This is a genomic window from Candidatus Methanodesulfokora washburnensis (genome assembly GCF_003947435.1).
Taxonomy (GTDB): domain Archaea; phylum Korarchaeota; class Korarchaeia; order Korarchaeales; family Korarchaeaceae; genus Methanodesulfokora; species Methanodesulfokora washburnensis.
Genome location: NZ_RCOS01000109.1, coordinates 1 through 12,009, shown reverse-complemented (window position 1 = coordinate 12,009; position 12,009 = coordinate 1). Strand labels below are relative to the sequence as shown.

The 12,009-nt window shown below is 43.2% G+C and carries 12 protein-coding genes; 6 read left to right on the top strand and 6 right to left on the bottom strand.

Translation table 11 applies throughout. The features are described 5' to 3' along the window. Positions 1-76: 76 nt before the first annotated feature. On the top strand, positions 77-1,120 hold the full coding sequence (locus tag D6D85_RS09030; RefSeq protein WP_237558807.1) for a pyridoxal phosphate-dependent aminotransferase: 1,044 nt from the start codon (positions 77-79) through the stop codon (positions 1,118-1,120). On the opposite strand, the gene D6D85_RS09025 is transcribed toward D6D85_RS09030, so the two are convergent. Then, positions 1,115-1,939: an undecaprenyl-diphosphate phosphatase gene (locus D6D85_RS09025; RefSeq protein ID WP_125671727.1), complete on the bottom strand. Its 825-nt coding sequence runs from the start codon at positions 1,937-1,939 to the stop codon at positions 1,115-1,117. The two genes, D6D85_RS09030 and D6D85_RS09025, sit on opposite strands and share 6 nt — an antisense overlap. Positions 1,940-2,048: 109 nt before the next feature. Between D6D85_RS09025 and menC the strand changes: the two genes are divergently transcribed. The 3 genes from menC to D6D85_RS09010 all read left to right on the top strand — a co-directional run bounded on the left by menC (position 2,049) and on the right by D6D85_RS09010 (position 4,753). Further along, positions 2,049-3,158: an o-succinylbenzoate synthase gene (gene menC / locus D6D85_RS09020; protein ID WP_125671726.1), complete on the top strand. Its 1,110-nt coding sequence runs from the start codon at positions 2,049-2,051 to the stop codon at positions 3,156-3,158. Positions 3,159-3,251: 93 nt separating this feature from the next. Then, complete coding sequence (locus D6D85_RS09015) at positions 3,252-3,752, top strand: ECF transporter S component (RefSeq protein ID WP_125671725.1); 501 nt, start codon at positions 3,252-3,254, stop codon at positions 3,750-3,752. Next, positions 3,752-4,753 carry an AIR synthase family protein gene (locus D6D85_RS09010; RefSeq protein ID WP_125671724.1) on the top strand — a complete coding sequence of 334 codons (1,002 nt, stop codon included), beginning with the start codon at positions 3,752-3,754 and terminating at the stop codon, positions 4,751-4,753. The genes D6D85_RS09015 and D6D85_RS09010 overlap by 1 nt, the downstream gene beginning before the upstream one ends. Here the strand turns inward: D6D85_RS09010 and scpB are convergent. Genes scpB through D6D85_RS08995 form a run of 3 tightly spaced genes read right to left on the bottom strand, consistent with a single transcriptional unit; the run spans position 4,748 to position 8,017 of the window. Beyond that, positions 4,748-5,155, bottom strand: a complete 408-nt coding sequence (scpB, locus tag D6D85_RS09005) for an SMC-Scp complex subunit ScpB (protein ID WP_161969797.1) — start codon at positions 5,153-5,155, stop codon at positions 4,748-4,750. The genes D6D85_RS09010 and scpB overlap by 6 nt on opposite strands. Positions 5,156-5,183: 28 nt before the next feature. Beyond that, positions 5,184-5,723 carry a hypothetical protein gene (locus D6D85_RS09000; RefSeq protein ID WP_125671722.1) on the bottom strand — a complete coding sequence of 180 codons (540 nt, stop codon included), beginning with the start codon at positions 5,721-5,723 and terminating at the stop codon, positions 5,184-5,186. Then, positions 5,723-8,017: an AAA family ATPase gene (locus D6D85_RS08995; protein WP_125671721.1), complete on the bottom strand. Its 2,295-nt coding sequence runs from the start codon at positions 8,015-8,017 to the stop codon at positions 5,723-5,725. The genes D6D85_RS09000 and D6D85_RS08995 overlap by 1 nt, the downstream gene beginning before the upstream one ends. A gap of 55 nt (positions 8,018-8,072) precedes the next feature. On the opposite strand from D6D85_RS08995, the gene D6D85_RS08990 reads away from it, so the two are divergent. After that, positions 8,073-8,348 (top strand): recombinase family protein, encoded by a 276-nt coding sequence (locus D6D85_RS08990; protein ID WP_202617272.1) that lies wholly within the window; start codon positions 8,073-8,075, stop codon positions 8,346-8,348. Then, a complete protein-coding gene (locus tag D6D85_RS08985) occupies positions 8,323-9,582 on the top strand; it encodes a zinc ribbon domain-containing protein (protein ID WP_125671720.1) in 1,260 nt (419 codons plus the stop codon). Before D6D85_RS08990 ends, D6D85_RS08985 begins: the two co-directional genes overlap by 26 nt. Positions 9,583-9,660: 78 nt before the next feature. Here the strand turns inward: D6D85_RS08985 and D6D85_RS08980 are convergent, their stop codons facing one another. Further along, on the bottom strand, positions 9,661-10,608 hold the full coding sequence (locus D6D85_RS08980) for a hypothetical protein (RefSeq protein ID WP_161969796.1): 948 nt from the start codon (positions 10,606-10,608) through the stop codon (positions 9,661-9,663). Further along, the gene (locus D6D85_RS08975; protein WP_125671718.1) at positions 10,565-11,818 is read right to left on the bottom strand and encodes an ATPase, T2SS/T4P/T4SS family; all 1,254 of its coding nucleotides are present in this window, start codon (positions 11,816-11,818) and stop codon (positions 10,565-10,567) included. The genes D6D85_RS08980 and D6D85_RS08975 overlap by 44 nt, the downstream gene beginning before the upstream one ends. Positions 11,819-12,009: the final 191 nt, after the last annotated feature.

Genomic DNA, 12,009 nt, shown 5'->3' with positions numbered 1-12,009 from the left:
ATGTTTTGAGAGGTGACATGGCACGAAGAGAGGATTTGGTATCCGTGATGTGTTCAGGATATGCGAGGAGAAGAAGTTGAAGGGATTAAGAGTGATAGATGCTCATATAGGGTCTCCATCTCACGAACCACCAAAGAAGATCTCATCTATTCTAAGGTCAATTGAGAAAGCAGGATCGGAATATCTTCCATTTGAGGGGATGGATACAACCAGAATGAAAGTGACTGAGTTTTCCAAAAAGTTTCTTGGAAGAGATATGGATTGGAGGAGAGTTTTCATAACAAATGGGGGTGTACAAGCCCTATCCATATCCTTTTTAGCGTTGAGAAATAAGAAGCTCCTTATACCCTCACCTGCGTTTCCACAATATTTTGATCAAATGAGTTTACATTATATAAAGTATGATACATATAACTCTATGAGCGAGGATCTCGTGAACGAGATAATCAGCAAGCTTAGCTCGGACGTCGGAGCCGTCCTTATAAACTATCCAAATAATCCTACAGGCTATGCACCAGATAATTCAGCGTTAACAGATCTATGGGATGAGCTGAAGAAAAGGAAGATACTGTTGGTGAATGATTCTGCTTACTCCCAGCTATACTTCAATTCTAAGCCTGTTGTACCGGGAGATATCATAGTGGACACCTTCAGCAAGACTTTTGGAGTTCCAGGACTGAGGCTTGGTTATCTGTACTGGGAGGCCGAGGAGGTTGAGAAAGTCTCAAAGATAGTATACCTTAGCTCAGCAGGTGTGTCAGAAATCTCCCAGATTGTATTAAATGAGCTTATAGATAGTGCTAGCGAGGACTATTTTGAGAAAGTAAGGGATTACTACAAGAGAAAGAGGGATCTAATTTCCAGCATGCTGAAAAAAGAGGGTTTTGTATTTCCAGAGCCCAGAGGAGCTTTCTACATATTTGCATCTCATGAAAAGATGAAAAGCTCGGAAGAACTTGCTGAAAGGCTCCTCTCCAGAAATGATACTGCTGTTGGGATAGTTCCAGGCAGAGCATTTGGCTCAAGCGAAAAATGGTTCAGAATAAGCTATGGAAAGCTGCCTGAAGAGGATTTATTGGATCTGGTCAGGATTCTCTCAGAGGAAATAGATAGATTATGATCCAGTCAGCAGGGATAGAGCACCTGATATAATTGCAATTATCCCGAGGACAAATGTTATCCTGTACACTTTACTCCTTCTGGCAAACCTCAGTATGGATTTTATGACTGCTAGGCTGACAAGAGTAGATATTAGCATGGCAACCAATGCCCCAAGATATCCAATTCTCCCGATGGCTGAATAAGTGCTCCTTCCCATTAGAAGAGTTAGAGCCGATGCTCCAGCAGAAGCTGGGATTAGGGCAAGAAAGGAAAGCCTAAAGGCCTCCTCTGCACACAATCCCATGAACAACATAGCAGAGGTAGTCATTCCTGATCTGCTAATTCCTGGAAGTGCGGCTATCCCCTGAGATATCCCCACAATTAGCCAGTGTTTTATTCCCGTCGACTCGAACAGCTTGTCCCCTCCTTTATTTGATATTTTTATAATTAATGAATCGAAAAGCAAGGCTATTCCGAGCAGTATCATCGGAATTCCAATTATAAAACCTTTTATGTTCTCCTCAACAAATAAATAGAGAGGAACGCCGACCAAGCCTGTTGTCAGCGTGACTATAACCAAGTATAGAAGCATTCTTAGTCCCTTCTTGCTTCTTCCCATTATCCCAAGTATGATCTCTCTTATTTCCCTGTAGAAATAGATTATAGCAGCAAGAAGGGATCCAGACTCGAGAAATAGGCCCAAGGAATATGCTTCGCTTATATCCAGCTTGAGAAGAAGAGAGCTTACTATCATTATCTGGGTTTTGCTGCTTATTGGAAGCCACTCCGATATTCCCTGAACAATTCCAAGTACAAGAGCTGCTATTAAGGGGTTCATTTGACGGAGATTCTTATGAGAAATAAAAATCTATCTGCTTATATTTGATGGACCGAGGGATTATAGAGTGAATGAGAAAGAATTATCTTTTTGCTCAAAATAGTTTGGTATGCAGCTTCGATTGCTGGAGATGTTTCACCTGAAAATGGATTTGGTGTCTCCCTTTGAGACCAGCTTCGGCGTTGAGAAAGAGAGAGAATGCATAATAGTTAGAATAGAGGAAAGAGGCGGAGAGGAAGGGTGGGGTGAGGTCCCAGCAAGTTCTGGCCCATGGTACAGCCATGAGACAGCTAAATGCGAGTGGCACATAATAGAGGATTTCATCTCGAAGGATGTTCTTGGGAAGGAGATAGAGAAACCTGATGACATCTGGAAAGGAGTTATCTCCAGAATAAGAGGCCATAACATGGCAAAAGCTGGAGTTGACATGGCAATATGGGATCTCTACTCAAGACTTGAGGGAAAAAGCCTTTCCAAAGCCATAGGAGGGGAAAAGGATAAGATAGAGAGCGGGGTGAGCATAGGAATAAAGGATAGCTTGAAATCTCTTCTTGAAACCGTTAGATCAAATGTAGAGAAGGGGTATAAGAGAATAAAGCTGAAAATAAAGCCTGGATGGGATTTGGAAATAGTAAGAGAGGTGAGGAAGGAGCTACCGGATTTTCCCATGCATATTGATGCAAATGGTGCGTATGATATGAGCTATCTGAGGCTTTTCAGGGAGCTGGATAAATACAATCTGATGATGATAGAGCAACCGTTCTCCTTCGAGGACTTGGTACAACATTCAGAGCTGGCGAAGCTAATAAGAACTCCTATCTGCTTGGATGAAAGCATAACATCAAAGGAAAGAGCTGTAGAAGCATATAGGATAGGAAGCTGCAGCATAATAAATGTAAAACCTGCCAGAATTGGTGGCTTAACAAAGACGCTAGAGCTTCATGATTTCTGTATTTCAGTGGGAATTCCCATATGGATAGGAGGCCTTCTTGAGACAGGCATAGGAAGAGCTCATTTAGTTGCAGCTGCATCACTGCCCGGAGTGAGATATCCGAATGACATATCAGCCAGTTCAAGATACTATAAGGAGGATATAGTCATTCCGGAGTGGACTGTGAAGGATGGATTTATACAGGTGCCGAGAGGAAGGGGAATAGGTGTAGAGGTTGCTGAAGATACTCTGTTGCGCTTTACCCTGAGGCGTTTGTTAATTCGGTAAAAAATATTTACATAAGGTATCTTGATACCCTTACCTTATGAGCACGAAGGTAAAGTTTTTTAATATGTGGAGGATAAATTTTCAGGGACAAGTATGAAAGCAGGAAGCCCTAGGTTTGTGGCTACTGTTGGTATTCTAGCTGCTCTTACAACCGTGGCCACGATGATAATACAGATACCAACTCCCCAGACGAGGGGATACATAAATCTAGGCGATACAATGGTCATGCTCTCTGCTGTTCTATTTGGACCTGCTGTTGGAGCTGCAGCTGGAGGTATTGGATCTGCTCTGGCTGATCTGGCATCTGGCTATGCTCACTGGGCTCCCTTCACTCTAGTGATAAAGGGGATTGAGGGGATGATAGCAGGGCTATTCTCGATGAGAAGAAGGCCCATCTTGACGATAATTGGCACGATCATAGCAGGAGCTGAGATGGTGCTTGGATATTTTATAGTTGAATGTTTCATATATGGCCTTGGAGGAGCTTTAGCAGAGGTTCCGGGAAACAGCTTTCAGGCAGCATCTGGGATAATTTTCTCCAATATAGTGGGCAAGATTATTAAGAAGACCACTGGTGTAGGTGTAGGATATTGATGTACAGGTATGGAAAACTTCCATACAACCAGCTGAAAGAGATCCTCTCTAAACTGAGCAGAGAGGACAAAAGCGTGATTTTAGGACCTGCCATAGGGGAGGATGCAGCTCTAGTGGATCTTGGCGAGAGCATTTTAGTGGTTCATGCAGATCCGATAACCGGGGCGGAAAAGGATATCGGATGGCTGTCCATACATGTAGCCGCAAATGACATAGCAACAAGAGGGATAAGACCTAGATGGTTGTTATCTGTCATACTTCTGCCGGAGAGGTCAGATGATAAGCTTCTGAATGAGATAATAGATCAGATGAAAAGAGCTGCAGATGAAATAGATGCAACCATCATCGGAGGACATACGGAGATCACTCCGGGGCTTGACAGACCGATAATAATAACAACAGCAATAGGAGAGGGGAAAAAAGAGGATGTGCTAACGACATCTGGTGCTAGACCAGGTGATAAGATAATACTGACGAAAGGGGCCGGAATAGAGGGAACTGCAATACTTGCATCCGAATTATACGACAAACTGGTTGGGAAAGTTGAGGAGGATGTTCTGGAAAGGGCAAAGCTTTTCATAAGAGAGATAAGTGTCGTAAAGGATGCAATGATAGCCGTTAAAGTCGGAGGGGTTCATGCAATGCATGATCCAACTGAAGGAGGAGTTCTTGGAGGACTTCAGGAGATGGCCATGGCCTCAAACTTGGGCATCTATGTGGAGGAGGAGAAAATACCTGTTAGGAGGGAAACTGAGATAATATGCAGAACTCTAGGAGTGGATTATCTGAAGCTCATAAGCTCAGGAACTCTTCTAATATCAGTTGATCCACTAAAAGCTAGGGATATCGTGAGCGAGCTCCGGAAAGAAGGAATTGATGCATCCATAATAGGGCAGTTCAGGGAGGGAAAGGAGAGAGTTGTTTTGAAAAAAGATGGGAGCAAAGTAGACCTAAATGTGCCCATTATTGATGAGCTTTGGACAATACTCTCGATCTCATAGTTTATCAGGGTTTTTCTCCAGTGAGAAGTATTTATTGAACTTCTCCGTGATCGAAAGAACTGTTCTTCTCCCTCTTCTCTCCTTTTTTATAAATCCCATTCTGATGAGCTTTCTTATGTGATTGCTCGCAGAACCTCCTCTTATCCTCAAGACCTCAGAGACGCTTGTTTCTCCTTTGGCAGCAATTACTGCAAGAGTTTTTAGCTCAGCTTTGTTCAGCTCGGGCTCAATAAATCTGTAAAAAAGCTTCATATAATCCTTTTTCAGCCTCATCTCCCATCCTTCATCGGTTTTAACTATCTCAAAGGGATGATCTGAGAGCTCCAAGTTTATCTCATCCACTGCTTTTTCTATAGCCACCCCCACGAGGCCGGATACTCTTTTTATCTCCTCCTCACTCACAGGTTTTGAGGAAGAGAATATAAGAGCTTCAAGAAGCCTCTTTGCTCTCTCCCATCCCTGGGAGTGATATGTAGAGCTCTCCGAACGGGTCATCTTGATACGTCACCACCCTTCCCTCCATCTCCAGAAAGAGAATTGATACAAACACATTCACTATATCCTCCTTTCCCGTGGATATCTCCCTTATTGACACCATTCTCCTGTTAGATAGGACGCTCACTATCCTTCTGTAGATAGAATCAAGGATATTGTAGAAGTCCTCGACTTTTATCGTCATCTCCTCTCCTGATTTTTCCTTAAGCCTCTCCAATGCCCAATACATTGCATCCTTGAGCTCCTCAGCTGTAACAGGCCTCCTCACAACCCTTCTGGGTATTACATCAGCTACTATTTTCTCAACCTTGTTGTTATATACTTTCCTTTTTCTCATCTTCATACCATAGAAAAGATTATTTGCATATGTCCTGAGCTCCCTTGAGAGGGAGAATATGATCCTTCCGGCATAAGCTATGTCCATGTCTCTCATGAACTTCTCCAACATGAACCTCAGGGTCTGAAAGAAATCCATTAGGATACCTCCTGAAGGCTAACAGCCACCACTTTGCTTTCATCTCCCTTCCTCGTCACTCCCACTATTGAGCTCATCTCATTTAATGTTTCTTTCTTCAAAGTTATTATTATGACTTGAGCTTTCTCGGATAGCTTTTTCATGGCCTCAGCGAACTTAATGCAGTTATTTCCATCGAGCATGAAATCAGCTTCATCAAACAAGTATATAGATGAAGGTCTAACCTCCTGAGCTGCTAGTATGAAGGAGAGGGCGACTAAGCTCTTTTCCCCTCCCGAAAGGGAGTCTATTGGAACCTGTTTTTTCCCGGGAAGCTCAACCTCTATTATCAAGCTCATCCTGCCATCAGCTTCTACAAGCCTTATGTTCCCACTTCCACCCATTATCTCTCTTATTTTCTCATCAAAGGCTTTTCTAAGCGTATTAAAGCTTGAGGATAGCACCTTCTCCCTCTCCTCGTCTATCTTTTTTATCGCTGCCCTGACTTCATCTCTCTTCTTCTTAACATCCTCGAGATCCCTGAGGAGACTTTCATATCTGGAGAGCCGCTCCCTGTACTCTATCTCTGCATTTGGGTTAACCTGACCTATCTCCCTTATTCTCATCTCAATCGCATTCAGTTCCCTCTCTGGATCATCCGACTCAGCAGGTTCATATCCATACAACTCCTGGAGCTTCTTCTCCACTTCTTTAAGCTCAGCCTCCAAAATTCCTCTTTCCTCTGATATCCTCTCCATCTCCCTCGCTATTCTCTGTCTCTCAGCCAAAAGAGAGGAGTATTCATCTCTTAGTCTTCTCACCTCTTCTCTTTTCTTTTTAAGGGCTGAAAGAATGTCTTTTTTCTCCTCTTTTTCTACTTTCTCCTCCAGCTCGGATATATCCTTTCTTAAGTTCTCCTTCCTCTCAATTAGTTCTTTTAACTCCTTTTCAGCCTTATATTCGCTTTGATAATCCCTTCTATCTATCATAAAGGTTCCATCTTGAAATATTATCTCCCCATCTAATGAGACATATCTAAATCTTCCTATTTTATCCTTTTGAACCTCTTTTATATCTTCAACAAGAACGTAATCCCCCAGCAAAAGATGTACAAGCTTTTCTAGTTTTTTATCATATATTAGATAGGAGCTAAGCCATCCCAAGCCTATCTCAGGATCCTCCTCCCTCTGTCTAACCCTTATCGAGTCCAGGGGAATTATCCTAATCCTCACCTTTCTTCCCTTCAGTTTATCCACTATCCTGATAGCACTTTCATATGTGTCAATTACTACATCATTAACTCTCCCTCCTATCGCTGCATGAAATGCGAGCTCATACCCCTCCATTGGCTTTATCAGGTCTGAGACAGTGCCCAGAAAAGAGGGATCGCTTTCTATCTCCTCTGGAATATCCTTTTTAATTCTGCTTGCTTTCTCCTCCTTAAGGGAGATCTCCAATTCTATTCTCCTTAGCTCTGCTTTCATCGACTCAAGCCTTATCCTCAGTTCTCTGCTTTTATCCTCCTCTATGCACTTCTCCAGATCCTCCAGCTCTTTTTCTTCCATCTCGAGGAGTTTTTTCACCTTTTCTATTCTCTCATCCAAGTTGTTTTCAATGGAAAATCTGAGCCCTTCCTTTTTCTTGAGAAGCTCATCCCTCCTCTTCAGGAGAACAGTTTTTATCAATCTATTTTTTCTCTCGTTCAACTCCTCAAGCTCCTTCAGCTTCTTAAGCTCTCTCTCCGCCCTGTCAAGCTCCATCTTTCTCTCTCTGAGCACTGCTTCTCTCTCGGACACCATTCTGTCAACTTCCTCCAGCTCCCTTAGTGCATCAAGCTTCCTTCTCTCATACTCCTCCACTCCGCTTATTTCCTCAAGCAGCCTGACTCTTTGATGAGGAGACATCTCCACTATCTCCGTTATATCCCCCTGAGATACTATGGAGTAGCTCCCAGCCCTAATCCCAAGCTCAGAGAGAAGTATATCCACCTCATATGCTTTTTTCACAGATCCATTAACTCTGTAGACGCTTGTGCCATTTTTCTTTATCTCCCTAGAGATTTTTATCCTCTCGTTTCCCTTTCTCAGGATCATGGTAACTCTAGCTGTATCAGCTCCTTTTCTCACAAGTCCAGCAATCCTGTCAGCTCTGAGAGCTTTTGCCCTTTCTCCCAGCACAAAAGTTATAGCATCCAGTATATTCGACTTTCCTGATCCATTCGGACCTGTTATGGCCACTATCCTCTCTGGAAACACTATCCTCGCTCTCTTAAATGACTTGAAGTTCTCAAGTTCCAGCTGCTCAATGAACACCATTTCTAACTGTTCTTTGGTAGATAGATTTAAATAGATACGCTAAGTAATTGTCGAAGTGAAGAGGCTTTGTACGATCAAGGAAGCAAAAAGAGCTCTTGGTGTTTCTACTAGGACTAAACGGTGGGATAAGGCTGATAAGATAAGGGTTGTTAGGACAGGGAGCAGAAGGGTACCTGAGAGCGAGATTAAACTTGGATTGAAAGATAGACTCATAGTCGACTATGCTAGAGTTTCCTCCTCGACCCAGAAATATGATTTGGATAGACAAAAGAAAGCCATACATAAGTATAAAGAGGTAGTCGGATGTGTCAAAGGCTGTATATCAGGTTAGAGCCTACAATTTGAGACATAGCTATGATGTCTCTGATTTCCTCGAGGACTATAGATTATTGCTCCAGAGGACCATAGACGAAATTTGGAAGAACATTCAATGGGTGGAAAGAAAAAATAAGGGTAGAAGGCCTATTCCAATCGTTCCAAAGAGCAACGAGTTTAAGCGCAATCTTAGGAATGCTCTGCTTAGAGATTGGTGCTACTCGAAGCACTATGTCGATTCTGCGATAAAGCAGGCATATTCTACAATCAAGTCTTGGAAGAGAAACTACCTGAAGGATAGGAGAAGCAGGGAGAGACCTATAGTCAAGAGAAAATTTGCCAGAATCAAGGGGACACTCTACAGCTACAAGGATGGGAAAATAAGGGTAAGCATAAGGCCCTATGAAGAGCATTTAGAATTTGACATTTCCAAGGCTTGGTTCATTAGCAGAGCCAGAGGAAGGATGGGCGAATTGATCCTTAGAGAAAACTACCTGACCATCACATATAGATTTAGGAAGAAGTATGAGGATGCAAAGGGTAGGATTGCATGGGACAGCAATGAGAAAAGCCTTGATGGTTTCAACCCAGAGCTTGGCTGGATAAAAATAGACCTGTCTTATCTTTTCCACATACACAGGGTCTACGAATTGAAAAGACAGAGACTTCAAAGCCTAGCATCAAGGAAGCAATCCCTAAAGAAAATCCTAGAAAAGTATTCTAAACGGGAAAGGAACAGAGCTAGAGACTTTGTCCACAAGCTGACTACAGAACTTTCTAGGAGGTTTAGCAACTATGTTCACGGCTTTGAAGACCTAAAAAAGGAAAACATGCTCATACGTAGAAAAAAGAGTACATATAAGGGCTTAAAGAAACATAACAGAAATATCTCGAAGACCGACTGGAGAATGATTGCCATACTCATGAGTTATAAGTCTAGGGTCGTTTTCCTCAATCCGAAAAACTCTTCTAGAAGGTGCTCCAGATGTGGGATGGTTAATGCCCCGAAAGGAGCACTATATGAGTGCAAGAGGTGTGGGTTGAGGATAGACAGGCAGCTGAATGCTGCCGTTAATCTGTACCTTCAGATGGAGGGTCTTACTCCATCTCCAAAGCTCTTTAAAGAGCTTATGAGGGGATGGAGAGGGTTCACCCTGACAGGGGGAGAAGCTGAAAGCCCCAACGAACCCGAGAGGGGCTTAAGGCTGATGAACCTCAAGGGCTATGTATGTCTGCTGAAGACTACATAGTCCAGAACCCAATGCGATCTTGAGATACACTGCGCGCGCAGGCTTTAAATACCATATCTATAATAAAGATGATATATATTATATAAGATTGTAAGATATCATATACATTATTGTAAAAGATGTTGTATAGGAGAGTAGTACATGTGCCCAGAGGCCCAGCATTCTAGCTGGTATGAGCATGAACAGAAGGCTCAGGATTCCAGCTAGGATTGCTGTAGAGCCTCTTCCCATAACAGCTGATACGACTGGAATGGATGCAGCAACAGCAGCTGATATTATTGACATCTCAAGGAGCTTTTGCCCTCTGAACTGCTCAAATCTCCTGCTAATCTCCCAGCTCACCCTTCCTATATCGGATATATCTCTTAAGATCATCACAGCACGAGTTCTGTTACCTGCTGATAGGAGAACTTTGCTCCAAGCAGAATCCGATCTCTTCAAATAATCTTTGAGGGTTAAATTCCCGCAGATCAGCTCTTTTTCCCCAAGACCTGATTCCACAAGTGCTCTTGTCCTTCCATTTCCCCTCTCCAAACAGCTTGCAAGGAGATCAACTGATTCATGATCCTTGGGCAGTGCTAGATCTATTCTTCCTGTCCTTAAAAGAATTACAATTGGCACCAGAAAAAGTAGAACTAGGAGAACTGGATCAACCTTTCTCATCATTATATTGGCGGAAATAAGCATTGAGAGGAGAAATCCAACCGTGACAAACAGCTCTATTTTTCTCTCGATTGTTTTCATGAGCTCCTCCATCTTGGAGGATATCATCCTCCTGTAGAGATTTAGCATTGATGAGAAGTCTGCTCCGGCCAAAAAAGGCTTAAGAAGCTCGTCTTTCAAGGCTTCCTTTATCCTTATCCCATCTACTACTACTGAGAATGCAGCATTTCTAAGATCTCTTGAGAGAGCTGAAGCTGATAACAGAGCATTATATGGACTTATAGTCCAACCTGATGCAAATGAATACAGCTTTCTCATGTCATTTAGCACTTGGTCCAATTTCAACGAGCTGCCAGCACCCATCTTCAAATATGGACACCTCTTTCACCCTTTTTTCCTCCATTAAGACCAGAACAGAACCATTTAAGGCATAATCAACCCCCCATTTCTCCCATTTCTCCCTGAGCATATCCCTGTCCTTTGCATGAGTTGTCGCCATCACCCTGAATCCACTCTCATGCGAAAGAGCAAAGGCCATTACATCCTCTTTGTTTAGAAGCTCCCCCAAGAAAACCACGTCCGGGTTCCTGTGAAGAAGATCTATAACAGCCTTTCCCCTGTCCCCTCTCACTTCGTAAGCAGTGTGTTTCATCCCGTATTTGCTCAGATCCTCTATCTCCCTTACCTCCTCAACTGAGACTATTCTAGTTCCAGCTGGAAGAGACTTTAGAAGGGCATTACACAGTGTTGTCTTTCCAACTCCGGTCCTTCCAGCCACTATCACAGGGCTTCCAGAGAGGAAGAAGTGCATTATTGCTATAAACTCCTCCCTAGATATGGTTCCAAGTTTTATAAGGGTATCTATGCCAAGTTGCTCCATTGCAGAGAGATTTCTTATGGCTATCGAGCCGGAAGAGGAGGGGGGAGTGTCAACAGTTATCCTCAGCTTCCTCCCCATGAAGCTCATCTCGGCCTTTGAGAAGGGTTCTGCGATTCCAACCTGATCTGAGCATTCAACAACAGTAACTATCTTATCTAGCTCCCTCTCATCAAGCACAACGTTCTCCACAGTTACTCTTCCTAATAGTATGTGATCCAAGTATACGCTGTTCCCGAGCACCCCATAGAGCTCCGTAACTCCCTCTGACATCGAGAGAGATAGTATGGGCCAGAGCTTTGTGGATCTCAGAGCCACCTCTTCCGCTAGGAGATCTCTTTTTTCCTCTGGTAGAAGGCCATCTGTTACCTCGATTATCCTCCTTCTTCTGATCTCAAATGCCTGCTCCAGATCCGGCTTATCCGGGTATATTCCCCTGACATGATCGAGGAGAAGTTGGGCAATTCCATCAATTCCCTCCGATGAGCTGTAGGGGATTAGCACAGCCCTTCCATCGAGCACATCGAGATAGCCTCCCATCACCCTTATTGGGTTTACTAGATCCGTTTTCTCGGAATTTTCAGGGAGCTTTATCCTCCTTCTCCTGAAAAGAGACTTTATCTCTATGTACCTAACTCCAGCCATTGCTAGCTCCAGCTTTCTCCTTATATCTATTGACACAGAAGCAAATGGCATCACTATTAGGATAGGTCAACTGAGAAAAATTGCAGAAATTTTTCAACCATCACATCAGGCTCCCACTTTCCTTGGAAGAATCAAATCCTTTGGTGCTTTTTCGAACATCTCAAGATATGTTCTTAAAGCCTTTGGTATCTCGACCGATCCGTCCTCCCTCTGATGATTCTCTATTATCGCGCTTATCGTCC